Source organism: Citrobacter sp. Cpo090 (genome assembly GCF_030332665.1).
Lineage (GTDB): Bacteria > Pseudomonadota > Gammaproteobacteria > Enterobacterales > Enterobacteriaceae > Citrobacter > Citrobacter portucalensis.
The window spans coordinates 162,576-187,518 of the sequence record NZ_JAOWHK010000035.1 but is presented as its reverse complement, the minus strand read 5'-3'; the positions used below and the strand labels follow the sequence as shown (position 1 = coordinate 187,518).

The following is a 24,943-nucleotide window of genomic DNA, read 5'->3' as shown; positions in this document are numbered from 1 at the left end:
CCTATAATAATCAGGAATCGGAGATGTGCTATGTCTGATACCAAACGTAATACCATCGGCAAGTTCGGCTTACTTTCACTCACCTTTGCCGCGGTTTATAGTTTTAATAATGTAATCAACAATAATATTGAGCTTGGTCTGGCATCCGCACCGATGTTTTTCCTCGCGACGATTTTCTACTTTATTCCGTTCTGTTTAATCATCGCCGAATTTGTTTCGCTGAATAAAAACTCCGAAGCCGGTGTCTACGCATGGGTAAAAAGTTCGCTGGGTGGGCGTTGGGCATTTATTACCGCCTACACCTACTGGTTCGTTAACCTGTTCTTTTTTACCTCGCTTTTGCCCCGCGTTATTGCCTACGCCTCATATGCTTTTTTAGGCTACGAATACATTCTGACGCCGTTCGCGACTACCGTGTTAAGTATGGTGCTGTTTGCCTTCTCCACCTGGGTTTCGACCAATGGCGCAAAAATGCTAGGGCCGATTACCTCGGTCACCTCCACGTTGATGCTGCTGCTGACGCTGTCCTACATTTTACTGGCAGGTACAGCGCTGGTCGGCGGCGTACAGCCTGCTGACCCTATCACCGTAGACGCAATGATCCCGAATTTTAACTGGGCATTCCTCGGTATCACCACCTGGATCTTTATGGCAGCAGGCGGCGCGGAGTCGGTGGCGGTGTACGTCAACGACGTCAAGGGCGGCTCCAAATCGTTCGTGAAGGTCATTATCATTGCCGGGATTTTTATCGGCGTGCTCTATTCCATTTCCTCGGTGCTGATCAACGTCTTCGTCAGCAGCAAAGAGCTGAAGTTTACCGGCGGATCGGTGCAGGTATTCCACGGTCTGGCGGCATATTTTGGCCTGCCGGAGCTGGTCGTTAACCGCTTCGTCGGCCTGGTCTCCTTTACCGCGATGTTCGGCTCCCTGCTGATGTGGACCGCAACGCCGGTGAAGATCTTCTTCTCTGAAATTCCGGCGGGTATTTTCGGTAAAAAAACCGTCGAACTGAATGAAAACGGCGTCCCGGCCCGTGCAGCATGGATCCAGTTCCTGATCGTTATCCCGCTGATGATTATCCCGACGCTCGGCTCCAATACCGTGCAGGATTTAATGAACACCATCATCAACATGACCGCCGCCGCCTCGATGCTGCCGCCGCTGTTTATTATGCTGGCTTACCTGAATCTGCGTGCAAAACTGGACCACTTACCGCGCGACTTCCGAATGGGTTCGCAAAAAACCGGCATTGTTGTGGTGTCGATGCTGATTGTTCTTTTCACCATCGGATTTATCGCCTCTACCTTCCCGACCGGCGGTAACATCATAACCATTATTTTCTATAACGTCGGTGGGATTGTGATTTTCCTCGGTTTTGCCTGGTGGAAATACAGTAAATACATCAAAGGGCTAACCAAAGAAGAAAAAGCTATTGAGGCAGCTCCTGCTTCAGATATCAATTAATGACTAAAACAAAATAACAATAAACAATATTCGCCAAGGCTATAACGATAAAAATTATATTTTATTTGCTTAGGATCGAAGCATGAAAAACATTAGCCATTGTTGCAGGGCAATTATTGCCCTGCCCTTTTTCTGCGTCTCCTCTCTGGGTGCAGAAGAAGTTCGCCCTGCAGAACACGACGACACGAACACGCCAGAAATATCTTCCCCCTCATTTCGCTTTTATGGCGAATTGGGTATGGGGGGATATATGGATTTAGAAGGACAAGACAAACATAAATACAGTGATGGTACCTATATAGAAGGTGGCCTGGAGATAAAACACGGCTCGTGGTTTGGTCTGATCTACGGCGAGGGCTGGACCGTGCAGGCCGACCATCAGGGCAATGCCTGGGTTCCTGACCATAGCTGGGGCGGGTTCGAGGGCGGGATCAACCGCTTTTACGGCGGTTATCGTACCAATGACGGAACGGAACTGATGCTCAGCCTGCGCCAGGACTCTTCGCTGGATGACCTGCAATGGTGGGGGGATTTCACTCCAGACCTGGGCTACGTCATTCCCAACACTCGCGACATCATGACCGCCATTAAGGTGCAAAACCTGACCGGTCCTTTGCGCTACAGCGTGACAGCAACGCCCGCCGGACACCACGACGAGAGCAAAGCCTGGCTGCACTTTGGTAAATACGATCGTTACGACGATAAATATACCTATCCGGCCATGATGAACGGCTATATCCAGTACGACCTGACCGAAGGCGTAACCTGGATGAACGGCCTGGAGATAACTGACGGTACCGGACAACTGTTCCTGACCGGCATCCTTTCGCCCAACTTCGCCGCCCGCGCCTGGCACCACACGGGCCGAGCCGACGGACTGGATGTGTCCGGCACCGAAACCGGCTACATGGTCAGCGCGATGTATGAAGCGCTAAAAGGCGTTTACCTCTCCACCGCTTATAGCTACGCCAAACACCGACCAGATCGCGCCGAGGACGAAACCACTTCCTTTATGCAGTTTGGTATCTGGTATGAATACGGCGGCGGCCGTTTCGCTACCGCCTTCGACAGTCGGTTCTATATGCAGAATGCATCCGGCGACCCGAGCGACCAAATCTTCCTGATGCAATATTTCTATTGGTAACAAGGACCGGAATACCATGAACATGAAACCTATTCTTACGCCGCTGGCCTGCATCCTGCTGATGAACTTCTCCGCACATGCCGCCAGTGCTAACGACTTTAAAAACATCATTAATCGCACCGGTGCGCCGGGCTACATGCATGACTACGATCACGACGACCACCAGCGCTTTAATCCCTTTTTCGATCTCGGCGCCTGGCACGGTCATTTGCTCCCGGACGGCCCTGCAACGATGGGTGGTTTTCCAGGCGTGGCGTTGCTGACCGAAGAGTACATCAACTTTATGGCCAATAATTTTGACCGTCTGACGGTGTACCAGCACGGTAAAAAGGTCGATTTCGCGCTTGAGGCCTACAGCATTCCCGGCGCGCTGGTGCAAAAGCTGTCATCCAAGCATGTGCAAATAGAGATGACGCTGCGTTTTGCCAGTCCGCGCACCTCGCTGCTGGAAACCAAAATCACCAGTAATACACCGCTGGATCTGGTGTGGGACGGCGAGCTGCTGGAAAAACTGGAAGCCAAAGAGGGAAAAGCGCTGTCGGATAAAACCATTGATGGCGAATTTCCTGGCTATCAGCGCAAAATCACCGCCACTCATAATGGCCTGAAAGTCACCTTTGGCAAAGTGCGCTCAACCTGGGATCTGCTCACCTCCGGTGAGTCGGAGTATCAGGTGCATAAATCCGTCTCCATGAAAACCACGGTTAACGGTCATCGCTTCACGGGGAAGGCCCATATCAACGGCTCGACGACTATTTATACTACTTATTCTCACCTGCTTACCGACGAGGATGTCGCGAAAGAGCAGCCACAGATCCGCGATATTCTGGCGCGCCCGGCCTGGTATCTTGCTGCATCACAAAAGCGCTGGGCAGATTATCTGCAAAAAGGCTTAACCAACCCGGATGCCACAACGGAACAAACCCGTGTCGCGGTAAAAGCGATTGAAACGCTGAACGGTAACTGGCGCTCGCCAGGCGGTGTGGTAAAACACAATACCGTGACGCCATCGGTCACCGGCCGCTGGTTCTCCGGCAACCAAACCTGGCCGTGGGACACCTGGAAGCAAGCCTTCGCCATGGCGCACTTTAACCCGGAGATCGCCAAAGAGAATATTCGCGCCGTCTTTTCATGGCAGGTTAAACCCGGCGACCCGGTTCGCCCGCAGGATGCCGGATTCATTCCCGACCTGATTGCCTGGAATCTCAGCCCGGAACGCGGCGGCGACGGTGGTAACTGGAACGAGCGCAACACCAAGCCCAGCCTGGCGGCCTGGTCGGTGATGGAGGTCTACAACGTCACCAAAGACAAGGCCTGGCTCGAAGAGATGTATCCAAAGCTGGTTGCTTATCACGACTGGTGGTTGCGTAACCGCGATCATAACGGCAACGGCGTGCCGGAATACGGCGCTACCCGCGATAAAGCCCACAATACCGACCGCGGCGAAATGTTGTTTACGGTGAAAAAAGGCGACAAGGAAGAAACGCTCTCCGGGCTTAACAACTACGCCACCGTGATCGATAAGGGCCAGTATGACAGCCTGGAGATCCCAGCGCAGGTTGCCGCCTCGTGGGAGTCCGGTCGCGACGATGCGGCAGTCTTTGGTTTTATCGATAAAGATCAACTGGATAAATACGTCGCGGGCGGCGGTAAACGCAGCGACTGGGTGGTGAAATTTGCCGAAAACCGCAGTAAAGACGGTGATTTGCTGGGTTACTCGCTGTTGCAGGAATCAGTCGATCAGGCCAGCTACATGTACAGCGACAACCATTATCTGGCGCAGATGGCGCCCCTTCTCGGCAAACATGAAGAGGCGCAACGCTACCGCCAGCTGGCGCAAAAACTCGCGGATTACATCAATACCTGCATGTTCGACCCTGACACCCAATTCTTTTATGACGTCAGGATTGAAGAAACCCCGCTGGCAAACGGCTGTGCGGGTAAACCGATCGTCGAACGTGGCAAAGGGCCGGAGGGCTGGTCGCCGCTGTTTAACGGCGCGGCAACGCAGTCCCATGCGGACGCGGTGGTTAAGGTGATGCTCGACCCTAAAGAGTTCAACACCTTTGTCCCACTTGGTACGGCGGCGCTGACCAACCCGGCCTTTGGTGCGGATATATACTGGCGCGGGCGCGTCTGGGTGGATCAGTTCTGGTTCGGACTAAAAGGGATGGAGCGTTACGGCTATCGCGATGACGCGTTAAAACTGGCGGATACCTTCTTCAGCCACGCCAAAGGCCTCACCGCTGACGGTCCGATTCAGGAAAACTATAACCCATTGACCGGCGCACAGCAGGGCGCACCGAACTTCTCCTGGAGCGCGGCGCATCTCTATATGCTGTATAACGATTTTCTTAAAAAACAGTAATCTGTGACATAACGCCGGATGGAGCTTCGCTTATCCGGCCTGCAAAGGACACATTTTCACAGGCCGGATTAGGTGCTTGCGCCGATATCCGGCAAATTCATTCTCCGGCCCCACTCCTTTTTTGAATCCCATCACAATCACGGCATTCCCCTTTTCCCTTTTACGCAGCGACGGCTAAATTATTAACTCATCCGACCACATAACAATAATTTTACATACTGGACACCTTTATGAGCTATCCGTCGCTGTTCGCTCCGCTCGATTTAGGCTTCACCACGCTTAAAAACCGCGTGCTGATGGGTTCAATGCATACCGGGCTGGAGGAATATCCCGACGGTGCAGAACGGCTGGCCGCGTTCTACGCCGAGCGCGCCCGTCACGGTGTGGCTTTGATTGTGAGCGGAGGCATTGCGCCTGCGCTTTCCGGTGTAGGGATGGAAGGCGGCGCGATGCTCAATGACACCAGCCAGCTTGCACACCATCGCGTCATTACCGATGCAGTGCATGATGAAGGCGGCAAAATCGCACTGCAAATCCTGCACACCGGACGTTACAGCTACCAGCCGCACCTGGTGGCACCTTCTGCCATTCAGGCCCCCATTAACCGCTTTACGCCACATGAATTAACACACGATGAAGTGCTGCAGTTGATTGAAGATTTTGCCCACTGCGCACAGTTGGCGCGGGAAGCGGGCTACGATGGCGTGGAAGTGATGGGGTCGGAAGGGTATCTCATCAACGAATTCCTGACGCTGCGTACCAACCAGCGCGATGACCAATGGGGCGGTGAGTATGCCAACCGCATGCGTTTTGCCGTTGAGGTGGTGCGAGCGGTACGCCAGCGTGCCGGGAATGACTTTATTATTATCTTTCGCCTGTCTATGCTCGATCTGGTGGAAAACGGCGGAACCTTCGACGAAACCATCCAACTGGCGCAGGCGATAGAAGCCGCCGGGGCCACCATTATTAACACCGGTATTGGCTGGCATGAGGCGCGTATTCCCACTATCGCTACCCCGGTACCCCGCGGCGCGTTTAGTTGGGTGACGCGTAAGCTGAAAGGGCATGTGACAATCCCACTGGTCACCACCAACCGCATTAACGATCCCCAGGTCGCCGACGACATTCTGGCCCGTGGGGATGCCGATATGGTGTCAATGGCCCGACCGTTCCTCGCCGATGCCGAACTGCTGTCAAAAGCGCAAAGCGGACGAGCGGATGAGATCAATACCTGTATCGGCTGTAACCAGGCCTGTCTGGATCAGATCTTCGTCGGCAAAGTCACCTCTTGCCTGGTCAATCCGCGCGCCTGCCATGAAACCAAAATGCCGATCGTTGCGGCAGCTGTGCCGAAAAATCTGGCGGTTGTTGGCGCGGGTCCTGCGGGCCTCGCCTTCGCCATAAATGCCGCAGCGCGCGGGCATCACGTGACGCTGTTTGACGCACATGGCGAGATTGGCGGGCAGTTTAATATCGCCAAACAGATCCCCGGCAAAGAAGAATTCTATGAAACCCTGCGCTACTACCGCCGGATGATCGACGTGACTGGCGTGACGCTGAAGCTGAATCACTTTGTCAGCGCACACGATCTGCACACCTTCGACGAAGTGATCCTTGCCAGCGGGATCGAGCCACGCATGCCGCCGATCGAGGGGATCGATCATCCTAAAGTGCTGAGCTATCTCGACGTTCTGCGCGATAAAACGCCGGTGGGTAAACGCGTGGCGATCGTGGGCTGCGGCGGGATCGGTTTTGATACTGCAATGTATCTGAGTCAGCCCGGTGACCCCACCAGCCAGAACATTGCGGAGTTCTGCGTAGAATGGGGGATCGACACCAGCCTGCAACAGCCCGGCGGCTTACGCCCGGAAGGTCCGCACTTATCCCGCAGCCCGCGCCAGATAGTGATGCTGCAGCGCAAAGCCAGCAAACCGGGACAAGGTTTAGGTAAAACGACGGGCTGGATCCATCGCGCCACCCTGCTCTCACGCGGCGTGAAAATGATCCCGGCAGTCAGCTATCAGAAGATTGATGATGATGGGTTACACGTTGTGTTGAACGGCGAACCGGTGATCTTTAACGTGGATAACGTGGTGATTTGCGCCGGACAAGAGCCGCGCCGTGAACTGGTCGATCCGCTGCACGCGGCAGGTAAAACGGTGCATCTGATCGGCGGCTGCGATGTGGCGATGGAACTGGATGCCCGACGCGCTATTGCGCAGGGCACCCGACTGGCGCTGGAAATATAACGTCATGTTTTTCGTGTGCCGGATAAGGCGTTAGCCGCCATCCGGCACACGCAATTAGCGGCGGCGACCGGTTTTGACCGCTTTTAGCACCACGAATTTATTATTGGTAGCGATGGTTTCGCAGTTGCCGAAAATCTTCTTCAGTTTGTGGAAGTAGTCGAGGTGACGGTTAGCCACAATGTACAACTCGCCGTTGATTTTCAGGCAGCGGCGGGCGTGGTGGAACATTTCCCAGGCAATGTTATCCGTCAGCGCATGCTTCTGATGGAACGGTGGGTTGCACAGCACGGCGTTAAAGCGGAAAGGTTCGACGCCAGACAGCGCGTTGTTAATCATAAACTCGCAGCGATCCAACGCTTCAGGCATGTTGCTTTCCACGTTCAAACGGCTTGAAGCCACCGCCATCGGCGATTCATCAACAAATACCACGCTGGCTTCCGGGTTCTTCGCCAGCAGCGTCATACCGATAACACCGTTACCGCAGCCGAGGTCAACAATCTCCCCTTCGAGGTTTTCCGGCAGATGCTCGATAAAAAAGCGCGCGCCGATATCCAGCCCGGTACGGGAGAAGACGTTGGCGTGGTTATGAATAGTCCAGTCGGTACCTTCCAGCTTCCAGCTTAGCGTTTGTGAGGCAGCGGCCAGCTCAGGTTTGCTGAACGTACAGTTGATCAAACGGGCTTTTTTCCACGCCAGCGTCGTGGTGGTTGAACCCAGCACTTTTTCAAACAGTTCCAGCGTCGAGGTATGTACATCACGCGCTTTTGCCCCGGCGATGATGCGCGTTTCTGGCGTTACCACTTCGCGCAGGGCGCGCAGTTGCTGCTCCAGCAGCGCCATGGTTTTTGGCAGCTTAATCAGCACCACGCCCGGCGCCTGCGGATAATCAGCGGTACTGTCGAGGAACTTGACGCTCGACTCGGCAATGTCGTTGTGACGCAGGTTCTCGCGCGTGGCAAGCTCGCTGAGATAGGAGTCGCCAATGCTGTACGGCGTATGTTCCGCCAGCGCACAGCCCAGCGCGCCGAAGGTATCATTCAGGATCAGCACCGGGCCGCTAATCTCGGTATCGTCCAGCTGTTGCAGCAGATATTCATCTGCAGCTTCCCACGCCAGCAGCGGGTTAACGTCATCCGTTTCCGGGAAACGTTTAAGTGACAGCGAACGGAAACCGTTGTCTATGTGGCTCATCGGCCCTCCTGAATGGTAAAATTTCGGCGTATCCCTGAAAAGGGTGCGTGAGTATACACTTTTATGATTTGCGTGGACATGAATGAACCAACTAACTTACCTCCAGGGCTACCCGGAACATTTGCTTTCTCAAGTGAGAACGCTGATTGCTGAGCAGCGCCTGGGCGCAGTGCTGGAGAAGCGCTATCAGGGTACGCATGACTTCGCGACCGACAAAGCGCTCTGGCAATATACTCAGGATCTGAAAAATCAGTTTCTGCGTAACGCCCCGCCGCTGAATAAAGTCATGTATGACAGCAAGATCCACGTTCTGAAGAATGCGTTGGGGCTGCATACCGCCGTTTCTCGCGTGCAGGGCGGTAAGCTCAAAGCCAAAGCGGAGATCCGCGTCGCCACCGTGTTTCGCAATGCCCCCGAACCCTTTTTGCGTATGATCGTCGTTCATGAACTGGCGCATCTGAAGGAAAAAGAGCACGACAAAGCGTTTTACCAGCTGTGCTGCCATATGGAGCCTCAGTATCACCAACTGGAGTTCGATACCCGCCTGTGGTTAACGCAACAATCGTTAAAGCAAACTGCGTAGTCGCGCACTGGCTTTGTCTTCAGGGCATGCTAAATTGACGAAAGAATCCCTTTTCGCAGCCTGAAGGCCTTTATGATACGTTTCGCAGTAATTGGCACAAACTGGATCACCCGCCAGTTTGTCGATGCCGCCCATGAAACCGGCAAATATAAGTTAACCGCAGTCTATTCCCGTAGCCTTGAGCAGGCGCAGACCTTCGCCAACGATTACCCTGTCGAACATCTGTTTACCTCACTGGACGCGATGGCACAAAGCGAGGCGATCGACGCCGTCTACATCGCCAGTCCAAACTCTTTGCATTTCCCGCAGACTGAGCTGTTTTTGCGGCACAAAAAGCATGTTATTTGCGAAAAGCCGTTGGCCTCAAACCTGGCGCAAGCTGAAGCCGCTATCACCTGCGCGCGTGAAAATCAGGTCGTGCTGTTTGAAGCGTTTAAAACCGCCTACCTGCCTAACTTCCTGCTGTTACAGCAATCGCTCCCAAAAGTTGGAAAAATCAGGAAAGCGTTTATCAATTACTGCCAGTACTCCTCGCGCTATCAGCGCTATCTGGACGGTGAAAACCCAAACACGTTTAATCCGGCGTTCTCCAATGGCTCGATTATGGATATCGGTTTTTACTGCCTGGCCTCGGCGGTTGCGCTGTGGGGCGAACCGCAGAGCGTTCAGGCCAGCGCCAGCCTGCTGGAAAGCGGTGTGGATGCCCACGGCGTGGTGGTGCTGAATTATGGTGATTTCAGCGTTACGCTCCAGCACTCAAAAGTAAGCGATTCGGTATTAGCCAGTGAAATTCAGGGCGAGTCGGGATCGCTGGTCATCGAGCATATCTCCGAGTGTCAGAAAGTGTGCTTCGTTCCACGTGGAGGGAAAACGCAGGATCTGACGACGCCTCAGCACATCAATACTATGCTGTATGAGGCAGAGGCTTTTGCTCATTTGGTTGAATCCGGCGAAGTGGATCACCCGGCACAGGCCGTCAGCCGTATCACCGCCAAACTGCAAACGGAGATTCGCCGCCAGACCGGCGTGGTTTTCCCGGCAGACGAAGCGGAAACATCGCTGACTGCGTAAAGGTGTGTAAAACGAATGTTGCAGGCCATTGACTGAATGCATGGCCTGTAATATTTTGTAACCCGCAAAGGGGAGTAACTTCGTTGTCGGTTGATCGTCATTACGATGTGTGAAAAACCACATCCGGTCACCGGGCGATAACAAAGGAATACGCCACCGTATTCCTTTGTTGTTGTAAGTGAGACCTTGCCGAATGGCAAGGTCTATGCATAAAAAGCAGCGGCTAACGTCATTCGGCGTTGGCCGTTTTTTTTATGCATGGGGAAATACAATGAATACTGTCGGCACACCGTTGTTATGGGGTGGCTTCGCTGTCGTAGTGGTAATTATGCTGGCCATCGACCTGCTGTTGCAGGGTCGTCGTGGCGCGCATACGATGTCAATGAAGCAGGCTGCGGCCTGGTCAATCGTCTGGGTAACGCTGTCGTTACTGTTTAACGCCGCCTTCTGGTGGTACCTGGCAGAAACCCAGGGCCGCGCCGTTGCCGATCCGCAGGCGCTGGCGTTCCTGACCGGCTATTTGATCGAAAAATCACTGGCGGTAGATAACGTCTTTGTCTGGTTGATGCTGTTCAGCTACTTCTCCGTGCCGCCTGCGTTGCAGCGTCGGGTACTGGTGTATGGCGTGCTGGGTGCCATTGTTCTGCGTACGATCATGATCTTCGCCGGCAGCTGGCTTATCACCCAGTTTGAGTGGCTGTTGTACGTGTTCGGCGCGTTCCTGTTGTTTACCGGCGTGAAGATGGCACTGGCGAAAGAAGATGCCTCCGGTATCGGCGACAGGCCGCTGGTGCGCTGGTTGCGCGGCCATTTGCGCATGACCGATACCATCGAAGATGAAAAGTTCTTCGTGCGTAAAAATGGCCTGCTGTTTGTCACGCCGCTGATGCTGGTGTTGATTCTGGTTGAACTGAGCGATGTCATTTTTGCCGTCGATAGTATTCCGGCTATCTTTGCCGTGACCACCGACCCGTTCATCGTGCTGACCTCGAACCTGTTTGCTATTTTGGGTCTGCGAGCGATGTACTTCCTGCTGGCGGGCGTGGCGGAGCGTTTCTCCATGCTGAAGTACGGCTTGTCGGTCATTCTGGTGTTTATCGGTATTAAGATGCTGATCGTCGATTTCTACCATATCCCGATCGCTATCTCGTTAGGCGTGGTATTTGGCATTCTGTTTGTGACGCTGGTTGTTAACGCGTGGGTCAACCACCAGCACGATAAAAAGCAGCAAATACAGTAAGTTTCATCTGCTAGCTGAAAAGCCCGACAGCACACTGCGTGCGTCGGGCTTTTTGTTTATCATGTCAAAATAATGTTAAGTTAAAGTTATAAAATATGATCTCAACGCGGAATCCGGGATATTTCGCTTCCAGAACCCCGTTCTTTCCTTATACTCAGCCATGCAAACATTTGCCCCATCCAGAAAGATGCGTCAACAGAACGCACAAAGGTAAGGCAACAACACAATGAAAGGATCACGACATGACTACGCAACGTTCATCGGGGCTATTCTCGCGTTTGGCGCAAGGGAGCCTGGTTAAACAAATTTTGATCGGTTTGGTACTGGGGATTTTACTGGCACTGGTGTCAAAACCTGCGGCAGAGGCCGTTGGTTTGCTGGGTACGCTGTTCGTCGGCGCATTAAAAGCCGTCGCGCCAATTTTGGTTCTGATGCTGGTAATGGCTTCTATCGCCAACCACCAGCACGGGCAAAAAACCAATATCCGCCCCATTCTGTTCCTCTACCTGCTCGGAACATTTTCCGCAGCGTTAGCGGCCGTTGTCTTCAGCTTCGCCTTCCCATCCACGCTGCATCTTTCCAGCAGCGCCAGCGATATTGTGCCGCCATCCGGCATTGTTGAAGTGATGCGTAGCCTGCTGATGAGCATGGTTTCTAACCCAATTGATGCCCTGCTGAACGCCAACTATATCGGCATTCTGGTATGGGCCGTCGGTCTGGGCTTTGCGCTGCGCCACGGCAATGAAACGACCAAAAATCTGGTCAATGATATGTCCAACGCCGTCACCTTTATGGTGAAGCTGGTCATTCGTTTCGCGCCAATCGGTATCTTTGGTCTGGTCTCCTCTACGCTGGCAACCACCGGTTTTGCTACGCTCTGGGGCTACGCCCAACTGCTCACCGTTCTGGTAGGCTGTATGCTGCTGGTGGCGTTTGTGGTCAACCCGCTGCTGGTCTTCTGGAAAATTCGCCGTAACCCGTATCCGCTGGTACTGGCCTGTCTGCGTGAAAGTGGCGTGTATGCCTTCTTTACCCGCAGTTCCGCAGCAAACATTCCGGTGAACATGGCGCTGTGTGAGAAGCTGAATCTGGATCGTGATACCTATTCGGTGTCTATCCCGCTGGGCGCCACCATCAATATGGCTGGCGCGGCGATCACCATTACCGTACTGACGCTGGCGGCGGTGAATACACTGGGTATTCCGGTTGATTTACCAACGGCGCTGTTACTGAGCGTGGTGGCTTCGCTGTGTGCCTGCGGTGCATCGGGCGTGGCGGGCGGTTCTCTGCTGCTGATCCCGTTGGCATGTAATATGTTCGGTATCCCGAATGATATCGCCATGCAGGTGGTAGCCGTTGGCTTTATCATCGGCGTATTGCAGGATTCCTGTGAAACGGCGCTGAACTCTTCTACAGACGTCCTGTTTACCGCTGCGGCCTGCCAGGCTGAAGACGAGCGTCTGGCAAATAGCGCCCTGCGCGGCTAATCGCTGTTCCCCTCCGTCATCGGGCGGAGGGGTTCTTTTCTTGTACGCTTTTTTCAATTTTGAACGGATCAATTCCGCGTTTTTGCATCCGCCGGAAGCGAATAATATTCAGGCCGTTCATCACCAGAAAACTCCCTTCGATCATCGTCCCGCCAATCGATCCCAGCCAGAAATTATGGATAACCCAACAGGCGGTTGCACACCACATTACGCAGCGTACGGTTAATCCCTGGCAGCGGAACAGCGCCCAGGTGCTGGCCAGCGTGCCGACTATCGGCAACAGCTCCATCGCATGCTGTAATTTCGCCAGTCCGAGAACCAGGGTGAGGATAATAAAAACGGCCATCACCCACAGTTTGCGGGTATGCATCGAGACGAGTGTGCGGATGGTATTAAGCTCGGCGCTCATTCCCGCAGGCCAGGCGCCCATCAGGAAAAAATGCACCCCAATGGTGGCGCTATAGACAGCGAGTTGCAGCCGGAAGCGGCGCTCATCGCGATTAAAAAAGGTGGTAATACCGATCAGAAAGGCGATGACACCTACGCCCTGGGCCAGCCAATACGCGGTCATGCAAGCAACCCCAATTCTATCTCGTAGGCCGGATAAGGCGAGTTCGCCGCCATCCGGCAACGGTTTGTGCCTGATGGCGCTGTGCTTATCAGGCCTACGGTTTGCGCAGACCTGTATGCAGGCACCATCAGGTATTTACTACAACGTTACGCCGCTTTTAAATATCGCTAACTCTCTAAAATCATTCCGCTCATTGCAGGTTTGCTTGCCGTTGGCGAACTCAACGATCGTATCGACAAACTCGCTCAGCAGTTGAGGCATCGCTTTACCATGAATTAGCTGTCCAGCGTCAAAGTCGATCCAGTGCTTTTTCTTCGCTGCCAGCTCGCTGTTGGTGGCAATTTTCACCGTCGGTACAAAACCACCGTACGGCGTACCACGACCGGTACTGAACAGCACCATATGGCAGCCCGCGCCCGCTAGGGCACTGGTCGCCACCGCATCGTTACCCGGCGCGCTCAGCAGGTTCAGACCGTGTGTTTTCAGGCGTTCACCGTAGCGCAGTACGTCCACCACCTGGCTGGAGCCCGCTTTTTGCGTGCAGCCCAGAGATTTATCTTCCAGCGTGGTGATACCGCCCGCTTTGTTGCCCGGCGATGGGTTCTCGTAGATCGGCTGGTCGTGGGCAATGAAGTACTGCTTGAAGTCATTGACCATGGTGACCAGCTTGCCGAACGTTTCTTCATCGCGGCAGTGGTCCATCAGCAGCTGCTCGGCGCCGAACATTTCCGGTACTTCGGTCAGTACGGTGGTGCCGCCGTTGGCAATCACGTAGTCAGAAAAACGCCCCAGCATCGGGTTGGCGGTAATACCGGACAGGCCGTCAGAGCCGCCGCATTCCAGACCAAACTTCAGCTCACCCAGTTTACCCGGCTCACGCTTATCGTTACGCATCACGTTGTACAACTGGTGAAGATGTTCAATCCCCGCTTCCACTTCGTCTTCCTGATGTTGGCAGACCATGAAGTGAACGCGCTCAGGATCGTACTCGCCTAAGGTTTCGCGGAAGGCATCAACCTGGTTGTTTTCACAACCAAGGCCGACCACCAGCACCGCCCCCGCATTCGGGTGACGCACCATGTTTTGCAGCATGGTGCGGGTGTTAATGTGGTCGTCGCCGAGCTGTGAACAGCCGTAGGTGTGGCTGAAGAGATGCACGCCGTCGATTCCTTCGGCGTCGTTAGTCTCTTTCAGGAAACGGTTCTGCATCTGGCGCGCCATGGCGTTAACGCAGCCTACCGTCGGCAGGATCCACAGTTCGTTGCGCACGCCGACGTCACCGTTGGCACGACGGTAGATCTGCACATCGCGATCCGCCGGTTGTGCAACTTCCGCCTGAAAATCAGGTTGGTAGCTATACGTGTCCAGGTCGCTCAGATTGGTGCGCGTGTTGTGAGCATGAATATGCTCACCCGCCGCAACGTCCACCAGCGTATGGCCAATTGGCAAACCGTATTTAATGACGTTTTCGCCTTTCGCAATATCGCGTAAAGCAAATTTATGGCCACGAGAGACCGCCTGACGCAGGGTTACCGCCTGCCCATCAACGGTGACTTCGGTTCCTTCAGCCAAATCAGCAAGCGCTACCGCGACGTTATCCAGCGCATGGATCTTAATGTATTGCATACCTTCACCCGGGCCTTAGTTCAGTTCAATGGCGAAGTAATCACGCGCATTGTTAAAGCAAATATTTCTGACCATTTCACCCAGCAACTGGATATCTGCCGGTGCTTCACCTGCAGCAACCCAACGGCCAATCATCTGGCACAGAATGCGGCGGAAGTATTCATGGCGCGTGTATGACAGGAAGCTGCGGCTATCGGTCAGCATGCCGACGAAGCGGCTCAGCAAACCGAGCTGGGCCAGCTGCGTCATCTGACGTTCCATCCCGTCTTTCTGATCGTTGAACCACCAGCCGGACCCGAACTGCATCTTGCCCGGCATGCCTTCGCCCTGGAAGTTACCGATCATGGTGCCCAGCACTTCGTTATCACGCGGGTTCAGGCAGTACAGAATGGTTTTCGGCAGCAGGTTCTGTTCGTTCTGCTTGCTCAGCAGTTTGGACAGTTCTTCGGCCATCGGACGGTCATTGATGGAGTCGAAACCGACATCCGCACCCAACAGTTTGAACTGGCGCAAGTTGTTATTACGCAGCGCGCCGATGTGGTACTGCTGTACCCATTCGCGACGAGCATATTCCGCACCAAGGAACACCAGCACGGCGGTTTTAAACTGGGCAACTTCATGCTCGCTCAGGGTTTCACCCGCCAGGCGACGCGCCAGAATGCTATCCAGTTCAGATTCGTTAGATTCGGCAAACAGCACCACGTCCAGCGCGTGGTCAGAGACTTTGCAGCCGTGAGCCGCGAAGTGATCCAGACGTTTGGTCAGCGCGGTCTGCAGGTCTGCAAAACGACGAATGTCGGTATCGGACACTTCGCCCAACTTCGCCATATAGTCATTAAAGGTCGCCAGCTCAATGTTAAAGGCTTTATCCGGACGCCAGCTCGGCAGCACTTTCACATCAAAGCTGCCGTCTTTAGCAACGGCCGCATGGTGTTCCAGAGAGTCGATCGGATCATCGGTAGTGCCAACCATTTTCACATTCATCTGCTGCATGATGCCGCGTGCGGAGAACTTATCCTGCGCCAGCAGCTCGTTGCATTGGTTCCAGATTTCGTCAGCCGTTGCCGGAGACAGCAGCTTACCTGTAATACCAAACGGACGACGTAATTCGAGGTGGGTCCAGTGGTACAGCGGGTTACCGATAGTGTGCGGAACCGTGGCTGCCCATGCGTCAAACTTCTCGCGATCGGACGCATCGCCGGTACACAAGCGCTCAGCGACGCCGTTGGTACGCATCGCACGCCATTTGTAGTGATCACCCTTGAGCCAGATGTCATACAAGTTATTAAAACGGTAGTTTTCAGCGATTTGTTGCGGTGGTAAATGGCAGTGGTAATCGAAGATCGGCTGGTCTTTGGCGTAATCATGGTACAGACGGCGGGCAAATTCGGTGTCCAGCAGGAAATCTTCAGTCATAAACGGGGTCATTATCGTCTTCCTCTCAACGAGTGCGTCAGATTGCTTATGTTTTGATGTTGACAAAGTTATCACACCAATTTCCATACACTGAAGATATTTTCGTGAGTTAGATCAACAAATGGTGACAAAAAAATTACTCTCAAAGAGGTAAATCAGGCGTCAAGCCGCGCCAGTGCTGGCTTTGCTGAATCGAAATAATGACCACACGAAGATTCACACTTTTGTGATGGCACTCACCTTTTAAAGTTGTATGACAAGTTATCTTTTGGCCGTCGCGATACATAAGCCGACGGAATGCAAATTACCGATGTATAACCATCGGATTGACCGGTACGGAAACCGAATTAGCACAATTATTGACATGGCAAAGTTCGGGGAGTACCGGCTTTTTTTCGGTCCCCCTTCGTAAAAGAACATCCTCCGCCCTGAACTGGAAGATGACCGCTCGTTCGCGGACATAACAAAACGATGAGGTTTTACATGCGTAAAATTAAAGGGTTACGTTGGTACATGATTGCACTGGTGACGCTTGGCACCGTGCTGGGTTACCTGACACGTAACACTGTGGCGGCAGCTGCGCCAACTCTGATGGAAGAGTTACACATCTCCACTCAACAGTATTCCTATATCATCGCAGCGTATTCTGCTGCTTACACCGTAATGCAACCCGTTGCCGGTTACGTGCTCGATGTGCTCGGCACAAAAGTTGGTTACGCGATGTTCGCCGTTCTGTGGGCCGTCTTCTGTGGCGCAACCGCACTGGCAGGCAGTTGGGGTGGGCTGGCGCTGGCGCGTGGCGCGGTAGGTGCCGCTGAAGCCGCGATGATCCCTGCGGGTCTGAAAGCCAGCTCTGAGTGGTTCCCGGCAAAAGAACGTTCAATTGCCGTAGGGTACTTTAACGTCGGTTCTTCTATCGGTGCGATGATTGCTCCTCCGCTGGTGGTCTGGGCCATCGTCATGCACAGCTGGCAGATGGCATTCATTATTTCCGGTGCGCTGAGCTTCATCTGGGCGATGTGCTGGCTTGTGTTCTACAAACACCCGCGCGACCAGAAAAAACTGTCTGATGAAGAACGTGATTACATTCTGAATGGTCAGGAATCACAGCATAAAAACGCGACCGCGAAGAAAATGTCGCTCGGTCAGATCCTGCGTAACCGCCAGTTCTGGGGCATCGCGCTGCCGCGTTTCCTGGCTGAGCCGGCCTGGGGTACCTTCAACGCCTGGATCCCGCTGTTCATGTTTAAAGTCTACGGCTTTAACCTGAAAGAGATTGCGATGTTTGCGTGGATGCCGATGCTGTTTGCTGACCTGGGCTGTATCGTTGGGGGCTACTTACCGCCGCTGTTCCAGCGCTGGTTCGGCGTCAACCTGATCGTTTCACGCAAAATGGTCGTCACCATGGGTGCATTGCTGATGATTGGCCCAGGGATGATTGGCCTGTTCACCAGCCCGTACATTGCTATCGCCCTGCTGTGCGTTGGCGGCTTTGCTCACCAGGCGCTGTCCGGTGCGTTGATTACGCTCTCTTCTGACGTATTTGGTCGTAATGAAGTGGCAACGGCAAACGGCCTGACCGGTATGTCCGCCTGGCTTGCAAGTACGCTGTTTGCACTGGTTGTTGGCGCACTGGCTGACACCATCGGCTTTAGCCCGCTGTTCGCCGTACTGGCGGTATTCGACCTGCTCGGCGCACTCGTTATCTGGACGGTATTGCAGAACAAATCGGCCAGCGAGGTCGATTCGGGATCACAGACTGGCGATCCCGCTCCGCAAAATTAGCCCGATGCAACATAACAAGGGTATATAATGCGAAGCCGCCAGTTATCTGGCGGCTTTTTTATCGCCGCAAGTGGAGCCGTAATCGCAAAAGTGGTATAACAAATATAGTCTGCCGTATCATGCCTGGAGCGCATATGGAAATCACCGAACCACGACGTTTGTACCAACAACTTGCTGCTGATCTGAAAGAACGCATTGAGCAGGGCGTCTATCTGGTGGGTGATAAACTCCCCGCCGAGCGCTTTATCGCCGATGAAAAAAATGTCAGCCGTACCGTGGTTCGTGAAGCAATTATCATGCTCGAGGTTGAGGGTTACGTTGAGGTGCGCAAAGGATCGGGGATCCACGTCATTTCCAACCAACCCAGGCACTATGTCGCGCCAGATGAAAACCTGGAGTTCGCCAGCTACGGTCCTTTCGAACTGCTCCAGGCGCGTCAGCTCATTGAGAGTAACATTGCCGAGTTTGCCGCCACCCAGGTGACCAAACAGGACATCATGAAGCTGATGGAGATTCAGGAGAAATCACGTAACGAAAAAAGCTTTCGTGACTCCGAGTGGGATCTCCAGTTCCATGTGCAGGTCGCCCTGGCAACGCAGAACTCTGCTCTGGCCGCGATTGTTGAAAAAATGTGGACTCAGCGTATTCACAACCCCTACTGGAAGAAATTACACGACCACATCGATCTGCGCACGGTTGATAACTGGTGTGATGACCATGACCAGATCCTGCGGGCGCTGATTCGCAAAGATCCTCATGCCGCCAAACTGGCGATGTGGCAGCATCTTGAGAACACGAAGCAGATGCTGTTTAACGAAACCAGCGATGATTTTGAGTTCAACGCGGACCGTTATCTATTTACCGAAAATCCGGTCGTTCACCTCGATACAGCGGCTAACAGCGCAAAATAAACAATCTTATCAATGCAGGCGCGACCACGCGCCTGTTTCTGACACTTGGTAAGCGTTAGGTATAAAGTGTCAGCCTGTGTAAATCCTCTCGCCTCCCTCCATTGCGATAAGCAAAATCACAGTTCAACAACCGTAATTTCTATAACGGACTACGTTGACCTTTGTTACAATTAGATGCTGTTTGAATTTTTGTGTTTAAGAGCTTGCTAACTTCACAACTTTACAGGGAATAGTTCAGGCCGTGAGTTTGTAACAGACCACAAGTCATGTAAAAAATATTAATAAAATCGTGGTGTTACAAAATCCAAAAAACCGGCATGACGACAACCGATTCTCCAGGAATATTGAATGGAACTACTGACTCAATTACTAAATGCTTTATGGGCTCAGGATTTTGAAACGCTGGCCAATCCTTCCATGATTGGCATGCTCTATTTTGTACTCTTTACTATTTTGTTTCTGGAAAACGGACTGCTGCCAGCAGCCTTTTTACCTGGCGACAGTTTGCTGGTACTGGTCGGCGTACTTATTGCCAAAGGCGCAATGGGTTTTCCGCAAACGGTACTGCTGCTCACCACCGCAGCCAGCCTTGGTTGCTGGCTCAGCTATATACAAGGCCGATGGTTGGGCAATACCCGCACCGTGCAAAACTGGTTATCTCATCTTCCTGCACATTATCATCAGCGTGCGCATCATCTGTTCCATAAGCATGGCTTGTCTGCGCTGCTGGTCGGCCGCTTTATCGCGTTTGTCAGAACATTACTGCCGACCATCGCAGGATTGTCTGGCCTGAACAATGCGCGCTTTCAGTTCTTCAACTGGATGAGCGGACTGCTTTGGGTCCTTATTCTCACATCGCTGGGTTATCTGCTGGGCAAAACACCGGTATTTCTAAAATATGAAGATCAGCTGATGTCTTGTCTGATGCTGCTTCCCGTGGTGTTACTGGTGTTTGGTCTGGCAGGTTCACTGGTTGTTCTTTGGAAAAAGAAATACGGGAACCGAGGGTAAATTATGCTGAAATCATGCATAACGCTCCGACGACTTGCCTGGTCCACCACTTTTATGTTGTTCATCGGCGCGTTGCTCCTGACCTGGTCGGTCATTCGCCAGCAGGAATCAACGCTTGCCATTCGTGCCGTAAACCAGGGAGCCAGCATGCCTGATGGCTTCTCTATCTGGCATCACCTGGATGCCAACGGCATTCGTTTTAAAAGCATCACTCCGCAAAATGACGCACTGCTGATTACCTTTGATTCCAGTGCGCAGAGCGCAGCGGCTAAGGTCGTACTGGATCGAACGCTACCGCACGGTTTCGTTATCGCTCAGCAGGATGATGATAATCAGGCGGTTCAGTGGTTATCCCGCTTACGTGATACGCCACACCGCTTTGGTTAATTTCCAGGAATCTGAATTAGATCACTTACTTTGGTGATTTCACCGTTTAGCGCCTATGATTAATAAACTGGGCTTATGACCCAACGTTTTATTATTCTGGAGCATCGACCCTACACCACGAGGTCGAATCACAATGGAAGGTCAAGAATGAAATACCGCATCGCTTTGGCAATTAGCCTTTTCGCTCTCAGTACCGGCAGCTACGCCAACACCCTCTGTCAGGAAAAAGAACAAGACATTCAGCGGGAGATTAGCTATGCCGAAAAACACAACAATCAGAGCCGTATCAATGGGCTGAACAAAGCGCTGAGCGAAGTCAGGGCAAACTGTACTGACAGCAAACTGCGCGCCAACCATCAGAAAAAAATCGCCGAGCAGAAAAATGAGATTGCCGAGCGTCAACGTGACTTAGCCGAGGCAAAGCAAAAAGGCGATGCGGATAAGGTAGCAAAGCGCGAGCATAAGCTTGCTGAAGCTCAGAAAGAACTGAAAGAACTCGAGACCCGCGATTACTAAGTACGGTAACTAGCCACTCAACTGGAGAAAACTATGTCGAAAGATAATGCTACGGAAAACCTGCGCGCTGAGCTGAAATCTCTTGCGGATACGCTTGAAGAAGTACTTAGCTCCTCTGGCGATAAGTCGAAGGAAGAGATGAGTAAAATTCGCAGCAAAGCCGAACATGCGCTGCGCGAGAGCCGCCATCGTCTGAGTGAAACCAGCGATGTGATTGCCAAACAGACCCGTGAGGCCGCGGCTAAAGCCGATAACTACGTGCGCGAAAACCCATGGACAGGCGTCGGCATTGGCGCTGCAGTCGGTGTGGTGCTTGGTGTACTGTTGTCGCGCCGTTAATAATGGCTGATTCTCAACACGCACAAGGTCCAGGCAAAGGCGTACTGGGTATTGGACAGCGGATCCTGACGATTCTCGTTGAGATCGTAGAGACGCGGCTACGGCTGGCCGTCGTTGAGCTGGAAGAGGAAAAAGCCAACCTCATCCAGATCCTGCTGATGCTTGGGCTAACTATGCTGTTCGCGGCGTTTGGCCTGATGAGCCTGATGGTGCTTATCATCTGGGCCATTGACCCTCAATACCGCCTGAACGCCATGATTGCCACCACCGTTGTGCTGTTGCTGTTAGCGCTGATTGGCGGGATATGGACGCTGCGTAAAGCGCGTAAAACAACGCTGCTACGCCATACACGCCAGGAACTCGCTAATGACAGGCAAGCCCTGGAGGATGATGCATAATGAGCAGCAAAGTCGAACGTCAACAACGTAAGGCGCAACTGCTTGGACAGATCCAGCAGCAACGGCTGGATCTGTCTGCTACTCGCCGCGACTGGCTGGAAGCCACCGAGGTCTACGATCGTGGCTGGAAGACGCTACTGAATCTGCGTGGCTGGGTGTTAGTCGGGAGCAGTATTATGGCGGTTCGCACCATCCGTAACCCGAATCTGCTGGTACGCTGGGCTAAGCGCGGCTTTAGCGTCTGGAGTATCTGGCGTCTGGTGAAATCGACCATCAGACAGCAGCAACTGCGCGGCTAATCCCTTCCTCTCCCCCAACCTCAAAATTTTTGAAAAATACTGACAGTTTTCCTTGCTAACAATTCTCATTAAGCACGTTTATGATTCTCTCCATCGACAGCAACGACGCGCTCTGCAGCGTCGCTGCACAAAAAAACACAATAAGCCGCCTGAGTGGTTTCCTGGAGAGTATGATGAAGAAATTAGAAGATGTTGGTGTACTGGTAGCGCGCATTCTGATGCCAATCCTGTTTATTACCGCAGGTTGGGGAAAAATCACCGGATATGCGGGTACCCAACAGTACATGGAAGCCATGGGCGTCCCAGGATTTATGCTGCCGTTGGTGATTCTGCTTGAGTTTGGTGGCGGTCTGGCAATTCTGTTCGGTTTCCTGACCCGTACAACTGCGCTGTTCACCGCAGGCTTCACATTGCTGACAGCGTTCCTCTTCCACAGCAACTTTGCGGAAGGTGTGAACTCCCTGATGTTCATGAAAAACCTGACCATCGCAGGCGGTTTCCTGTTGCTGGCTATCACCGGTCCAGGCGCATTTAGTATTGACCGCGTACTGAATAAAAAGTGGTAATCAAACTATACTGAACACATCAAAAAGCGAGGAGATATCTCCTCGCTTTTGCTATCTGAGGAGGCGATAAAATGGGACAACTGATTGACGGCGTCTGGCATGACACCTGGTACGATACCAAATCAACCGGTGGAAAATTTCAACGTTCTGCATCGGCTTTCCGTAACTGGCTCACCGCGGATGGCGCGCCCGGCCCAACCGGTGAAGGTGGCTTTGTTGCCGAAAAAGACCGCTATCATCTCTACGTTTCTCTGGCCTGTCCGTGGGCGCATCGCACGCTGATTTTGCGCAAACTCAAAGGGCTGGAACCGTTTATTTCCGTGTCCGTTGTGCATCCGTTGATGCTGGAAAACGGCTGGACCTTTGACGACAACTTCCCGGCGGCAACCGGCGATACCCTGTATCAGCACGAATTTCTTTATCAGCTCTATTTACACGCCGATCCGCACTACAGCGGTCGGGTGACCGTTCCGGTACTGTGGGACAAAAAGAACCACACTATTGTCAGCAACGAATCTGCAGAAATCATCCGCATGTTTAACACCGCGTTTGATGCGCTGGGCGCGAAAGCCGGCGATTACTATCCACCAGCCCTGCAAAGCAAAATCGACGAGCTGAACGGTTGGATTTATGACAACGTTAATAACGGCGTGTATAAAGCCGGATTTGCCACCAGTCAGGAAGCCTACGACGACGCCGTGGATAAAGTCTTTCAATCTCTGGCACGACTGGAGCAGATCCTTGGGCAACATCGCTACCTGACCGGCGATCAACTAACGGAAGCCGACATTCGCCTGTGGACCACGCTGGTGCGCTTTGATCCCGTGTATGTGACGCACTTCAAGTGCGATAAACACCGGGTTAGTGACTATCTGAATCTGTACGGTTTCCTGCGCGATATCTACCAGATGCCGGGCATTGCGGAAACTGTCAATTTCGATCACATCCGCAATCACTACTTCCGTAGCCACAAAACCATTAACCCGACTGGCATTATTTCTGTTGGGCCGTGGCAGGACCTCAACGAACCCCACGGGCGTGACGAGCGTTTCGCCTGATTTACACAGGCCCCTTTGGGGTAAGGCCAATTAATTAACGCTTCTGTTTCAGAAAGTATCAACCAGTATTGGCGGAAGTAATAAACATGCAATATCAGAGAAAGGGTTCCGTTCACCTCATGTTCATCATTTCTCTGAAGCACCGATACCCGTGAACGTGTAAAGGGCGTTCTCCGCCACGCCCTTTACAATCCCGGCTCCCGGCAGGAAAATTGTTGCTGCGCAATACCCTCCGCTTATTCCTTCAGGCTACCGGGCCGGGCGCGAGGTAGCATCCATGCAAAGCGCGCCCTGAGCCAGCATCCATGCTGGCTCTCCCTGCCTTACGGAAACACGTCGGCAATTTTCAGCCGGACCAGCCCACACCTGACCACCTGTATTTTTATTTGAATATACTTGAACAGAAAAACAGATTTTACTGGAAGCCAGAGCGTTGAAGCGATGACCCCGGTCCGGCTGAAAATCGATGAGGCGTTGACGGCTGACCGGGGCTGCCCGCAGGGATGCGGGCAGAGGGGACGGCCTGCAGGGATACAGGCTCGGCTCCGACCCGACAGGCAGACGGCGTAAGACGAATGAATCGCGCAGCGACGATTTTCCCGCCGGGAGCCTGGGTTGCAAGGGAGGCGGCGGTGAGCCTCCCTTGCACGTTCACAGGTATCTGCGCTTCAGAGAAATCACTCAGCTAAGGTGAACGGAACCCTGAGCCGGAATCATATGTTCTCCATAATGTTTAACTGACAAGCAATTCTCCAATGGGGTAAATAATTAATACCGCAAATATTTACCATCATTTCATTCACGTCTATTCTTAATTTGATTGCTTTAAAAACAAGTAATTGAATGCAGAACGAGGCAAAAATGGATTGGTATTTAAACGTATTAAAGAATTACTTTGGTTTTGGTGGCCGCGCACGTCGTAAAGAATACTGGATGTTTGTGCTGGTCAACATCATCTTCACGTTCGTGCTGGGTATTCTGGACAGAATGCTTGGCTGGGAGCGCGCCGGGGGAGAAGGCATATTAACGACGATTTATGGGGTTCTGGTTTTTATCCCCTGGTGGGCAGTGCAGTTCCGGCGTTTGCATGACACCGATCGTTCAGCCTGGTGGCTACTGGTGTTGCTGATCCCGATCGTAGGCTGGTTGGTGATCATCATTTTCAACTGTCAAAACGGGACTCAGGGGAGCAACCGCTTCGGCGCTGACCCTAAACAACTGTCCTGACGTCATACACCCTTTTGTAGGCCGGATAAGGTGCAA

Annotated in this window: 23 protein-coding genes; 19 read left to right on the top strand and 4 right to left on the bottom strand. The window is 53.0% G+C overall.

Annotated elements, in window-relative coordinates:
- Positions 1–30: 30 nt before the first annotated feature.
- The 4 genes from OGY83_RS19050 to OGY83_RS19035 all read left to right on the top strand — a co-directional run bounded on the left by OGY83_RS19050 (position 31) and on the right by OGY83_RS19035 (position 7,225).
- Positions 31–1,464, top strand: coding sequence for an amino acid permease (locus tag OGY83_RS19050; RefSeq protein WP_079939777.1), 1,434 nt, complete (start codon positions 31–33; stop codon positions 1,462–1,464).
- An 82-nt stretch (positions 1,465–1,546) separates the two neighbouring features.
- Positions 1,547–2,608 (top strand): protein YgjJ, encoded by a 1,062-nt coding sequence (gene ygjJ / locus OGY83_RS19045; RefSeq protein ID WP_191234646.1) that lies wholly within the window; start codon positions 1,547–1,549, stop codon positions 2,606–2,608.
- Between the two features lie 16 nt (positions 2,609–2,624).
- Positions 2,625–4,976, top strand: coding sequence for an alpha-glucosidase (ygjK, locus tag OGY83_RS19040; RefSeq protein ID WP_286636638.1), 2,352 nt, complete (start codon positions 2,625–2,627; stop codon positions 4,974–4,976).
- A gap of 230 nt (positions 4,977–5,206) precedes the next feature.
- On the top strand, positions 5,207–7,225 hold the full coding sequence (locus OGY83_RS19035) for an NADPH-dependent 2,4-dienoyl-CoA reductase (protein ID WP_286636637.1): 2,019 nt from the start codon (positions 5,207–5,209) through the stop codon (positions 7,223–7,225).
- A 54-nt stretch (positions 7,226–7,279) separates the two neighbouring features.
- Here the strand turns inward: OGY83_RS19035 and rlmG are convergent, their stop codons facing one another.
- Positions 7,280–8,416, bottom strand: coding sequence for a 23S rRNA (guanine(1835)-N(2))-methyltransferase RlmG (rlmG, locus tag OGY83_RS19030; protein WP_079938307.1), 1,137 nt, complete (start codon positions 8,414–8,416; stop codon positions 7,280–7,282).
- Between the two features lie 82 nt (positions 8,417–8,498).
- Here rlmG and OGY83_RS19025 point away from each other — a divergent pair, with 82 nt between their 5' ends.
- The 4 genes from OGY83_RS19025 to sstT all read left to right on the top strand — a co-directional run bounded on the left by OGY83_RS19025 (position 8,499) and on the right by sstT (position 12,797).
- Positions 8,499–8,999: a M48 metallopeptidase family protein gene (locus OGY83_RS19025; protein WP_286636636.1), complete on the top strand. Its 501-nt coding sequence runs from the start codon at positions 8,499–8,501 to the stop codon at positions 8,997–8,999.
- A gap of 72 nt (positions 9,000–9,071) precedes the next feature.
- Complete coding sequence (locus OGY83_RS19020) at positions 9,072–10,070, top strand: Gfo/Idh/MocA family protein (protein WP_286636634.1); 999 nt, start codon at positions 9,072–9,074, stop codon at positions 10,068–10,070.
- 271 nt (positions 10,071–10,341) lie between these two features.
- Positions 10,342–11,310 carry a TerC family protein gene (locus OGY83_RS19015; protein ID WP_048216385.1) on the top strand — a complete coding sequence of 323 codons (969 nt, stop codon included), beginning with the start codon at positions 10,342–10,344 and terminating at the stop codon, positions 11,308–11,310.
- A 242-nt stretch (positions 11,311–11,552) separates the two neighbouring features.
- Positions 11,553–12,797: a serine/threonine transporter SstT gene (gene sstT / locus OGY83_RS19010; protein ID WP_079938305.1), complete on the top strand. Its 1,245-nt coding sequence runs from the start codon at positions 11,553–11,555 to the stop codon at positions 12,795–12,797.
- Positions 12,798–12,813: 16 nt separating this feature from the next.
- On the opposite strand, the gene OGY83_RS19005 is transcribed toward sstT, so the two are convergent.
- From OGY83_RS19005 to uxaC, 3 genes are all read right to left on the bottom strand, one after another.
- Positions 12,814–13,368, bottom strand: coding sequence for a YgjV family protein (locus tag OGY83_RS19005; RefSeq protein ID WP_123267852.1), 555 nt, complete (start codon positions 13,366–13,368; stop codon positions 12,814–12,816).
- 138 nt (positions 13,369–13,506) lie between these two features.
- A complete protein-coding gene (locus OGY83_RS19000) occupies positions 13,507–14,994 on the bottom strand; it encodes a UxaA family hydrolase (protein WP_079938303.1) in 1,488 nt (495 codons plus the stop codon).
- A 15-nt stretch (positions 14,995–15,009) separates the two neighbouring features.
- Positions 15,010–16,422 (bottom strand): glucuronate isomerase, encoded by a 1,413-nt coding sequence (gene uxaC / locus OGY83_RS18995; RefSeq protein WP_043017737.1) that lies wholly within the window; start codon positions 16,420–16,422, stop codon positions 15,010–15,012.
- A gap of 471 nt (positions 16,423–16,893) precedes the next feature.
- Between uxaC and OGY83_RS18990 the strand changes: the two genes are divergently transcribed.
- The 11 genes from OGY83_RS18990 to OGY83_RS18940 all read left to right on the top strand — a co-directional run bounded on the left by OGY83_RS18990 (position 16,894) and on the right by OGY83_RS18940 (position 24,907).
- Positions 16,894–18,195: an MFS transporter gene (locus OGY83_RS18990; protein ID WP_123267851.1), complete on the top strand. Its 1,302-nt coding sequence runs from the start codon at positions 16,894–16,896 to the stop codon at positions 18,193–18,195.
- A gap of 134 nt (positions 18,196–18,329) precedes the next feature.
- On the top strand, positions 18,330–19,106 hold the full coding sequence (gene exuR / locus OGY83_RS18985) for a transcriptional regulator ExuR (RefSeq protein ID WP_003828559.1): 777 nt from the start codon (positions 18,330–18,332) through the stop codon (positions 19,104–19,106).
- Between the two features lie 348 nt (positions 19,107–19,454).
- The gene (gene yqjA, locus OGY83_RS18980) at positions 19,455–20,117 is read left to right on the top strand and encodes a DedA family general envelope maintenance protein YqjA (RefSeq protein ID WP_003828561.1); all 663 of its coding nucleotides are present in this window, start codon (positions 19,455–19,457) and stop codon (positions 20,115–20,117) included.
- Between the two features lie 18 nt (positions 20,118–20,135).
- Positions 20,136–20,504 (top strand): EnvZ/OmpR regulon moderator MzrA, encoded by a 369-nt coding sequence (gene mzrA / locus OGY83_RS18975; protein ID WP_162838710.1) that lies wholly within the window; start codon positions 20,136–20,138, stop codon positions 20,502–20,504.
- 147 nt (positions 20,505–20,651) lie between these two features.
- Complete coding sequence (locus OGY83_RS18970) at positions 20,652–21,020, top strand: DUF1090 domain-containing protein (RefSeq protein WP_286636630.1); 369 nt, start codon at positions 20,652–20,654, stop codon at positions 21,018–21,020.
- Between the two features lie 33 nt (positions 21,021–21,053).
- Positions 21,054–21,359 carry an ElaB/YgaM/YqjD family protein gene (locus tag OGY83_RS18965; protein ID WP_003024832.1) on the top strand — a complete coding sequence of 102 codons (306 nt, stop codon included), beginning with the start codon at positions 21,054–21,056 and terminating at the stop codon, positions 21,357–21,359.
- A 2-nt stretch (positions 21,360–21,361) separates the two neighbouring features.
- Complete coding sequence (locus OGY83_RS18960) at positions 21,362–21,757, top strand: phage holin family protein (RefSeq protein WP_003828567.1); 396 nt, start codon at positions 21,362–21,364, stop codon at positions 21,755–21,757.
- Positions 21,757–22,056, top strand: a complete 300-nt coding sequence (locus OGY83_RS18955; RefSeq protein WP_003024845.1) for a YqjK-like family protein — start codon at positions 21,757–21,759, stop codon at positions 22,054–22,056. The genes OGY83_RS18960 and OGY83_RS18955 overlap by 1 nt, the downstream gene beginning before the upstream one ends.
- 173 nt (positions 22,057–22,229) lie before the next feature.
- Positions 22,230–22,622 carry a DoxX family protein gene (locus tag OGY83_RS18950; RefSeq protein WP_003024847.1) on the top strand — a complete coding sequence of 131 codons (393 nt, stop codon included), beginning with the start codon at positions 22,230–22,232 and terminating at the stop codon, positions 22,620–22,622.
- A 71-nt stretch (positions 22,623–22,693) separates the two neighbouring features.
- The gene (gene yqjG, locus OGY83_RS18945) at positions 22,694–23,680 is read left to right on the top strand and encodes a glutathionyl-hydroquinone reductase YqjG (protein ID WP_191213877.1); all 987 of its coding nucleotides are present in this window, start codon (positions 22,694–22,696) and stop codon (positions 23,678–23,680) included.
- 861 nt (positions 23,681–24,541) lie between these two features.
- A complete protein-coding gene (locus tag OGY83_RS18940; protein WP_016154623.1) occupies positions 24,542–24,907 on the top strand; it encodes a DUF805 domain-containing protein in 366 nt (121 codons plus the stop codon).
- The last annotated feature ends 36 nt before the right edge of the window (positions 24,908–24,943 follow it).

Bases quoted from the DNA above. Each gene is read 5' to 3' on its own strand.
- uxaC (WP_043017737.1), bottom strand. From the start codon at position 16,422: ATGACCCCGTTTATGACTGAAGATTTCCTGCTGGACACCGAATTTGCC.
- OGY83_RS18965 (WP_003024832.1), top strand. From the start codon at position 21,054: ATGTCGAAAGATAATGCTACGGAAAACCTGCGCGCTGAGCTGAAATCT.
- yqjG (WP_191213877.1), top strand. From the start codon at position 22,694: ATGGGACAACTGATTGACGGCGTCTGGCATGACACCTGGTACGATACC.
- OGY83_RS18960 (WP_003828567.1), top strand. From the start codon at position 21,362: ATGGCTGATTCTCAACACGCACAAGGTCCAGGCAAAGGCGTACTGGGT.
- yqjA (WP_003828561.1), top strand. From the start codon at position 19,455: ATGGAACTACTGACTCAATTACTAAATGCTTTATGGGCTCAGGATTTT.
- OGY83_RS18970 (WP_286636630.1), top strand. From the start codon at position 20,652: ATGAAATACCGCATCGCTTTGGCAATTAGCCTTTTCGCTCTCAGTACC.
- rlmG (WP_079938307.1), bottom strand. From the start codon at position 8,416: ATGAGCCACATAGACAACGGTTTCCGTTCGCTGTCACTTAAACGTTTC.
- OGY83_RS19050 (WP_079939777.1), top strand. From the start codon at position 31: ATGTCTGATACCAAACGTAATACCATCGGCAAGTTCGGCTTACTTTCA.
- OGY83_RS19020 (WP_286636634.1), top strand. From the start codon at position 9,072: ATGATACGTTTCGCAGTAATTGGCACAAACTGGATCACCCGCCAGTTT.
- ygjK (WP_286636638.1), top strand. From the start codon at position 2,625: ATGAACATGAAACCTATTCTTACGCCGCTGGCCTGCATCCTGCTGATG.
- OGY83_RS18950 (WP_003024847.1), top strand. From the start codon at position 22,230: ATGAAGAAATTAGAAGATGTTGGTGTACTGGTAGCGCGCATTCTGATG.
- OGY83_RS19005 (WP_123267852.1), bottom strand. From the start codon at position 13,368: ATGACCGCGTATTGGCTGGCCCAGGGCGTAGGTGTCATCGCCTTTCTG.
- exuR (WP_003828559.1), top strand. From the start codon at position 18,330: ATGGAAATCACCGAACCACGACGTTTGTACCAACAACTTGCTGCTGAT.
- OGY83_RS18990 (WP_123267851.1), top strand. From the start codon at position 16,894: ATGCGTAAAATTAAAGGGTTACGTTGGTACATGATTGCACTGGTGACG.
- OGY83_RS19000 (WP_079938303.1), bottom strand. From the start codon at position 14,994: ATGCAATACATTAAGATCCATGCGCTGGATAACGTCGCGGTAGCGCTT.
- OGY83_RS19035 (WP_286636637.1), top strand. From the start codon at position 5,207: ATGAGCTATCCGTCGCTGTTCGCTCCGCTCGATTTAGGCTTCACCACG.
- OGY83_RS18955 (WP_003024845.1), top strand. From the start codon at position 21,757: ATGAGCAGCAAAGTCGAACGTCAACAACGTAAGGCGCAACTGCTTGGA.
- OGY83_RS18940 (WP_016154623.1), top strand. From the start codon at position 24,542: ATGGATTGGTATTTAAACGTATTAAAGAATTACTTTGGTTTTGGTGGC.
- sstT (WP_079938305.1), top strand. From the start codon at position 11,553: ATGACTACGCAACGTTCATCGGGGCTATTCTCGCGTTTGGCGCAAGGG.
- OGY83_RS19025 (WP_286636636.1), top strand. From the start codon at position 8,499: ATGAACCAACTAACTTACCTCCAGGGCTACCCGGAACATTTGCTTTCT.
- ygjJ (WP_191234646.1), top strand. From the start codon at position 1,547: ATGAAAAACATTAGCCATTGTTGCAGGGCAATTATTGCCCTGCCCTTT.
- OGY83_RS19015 (WP_048216385.1), top strand. From the start codon at position 10,342: ATGAATACTGTCGGCACACCGTTGTTATGGGGTGGCTTCGCTGTCGTA.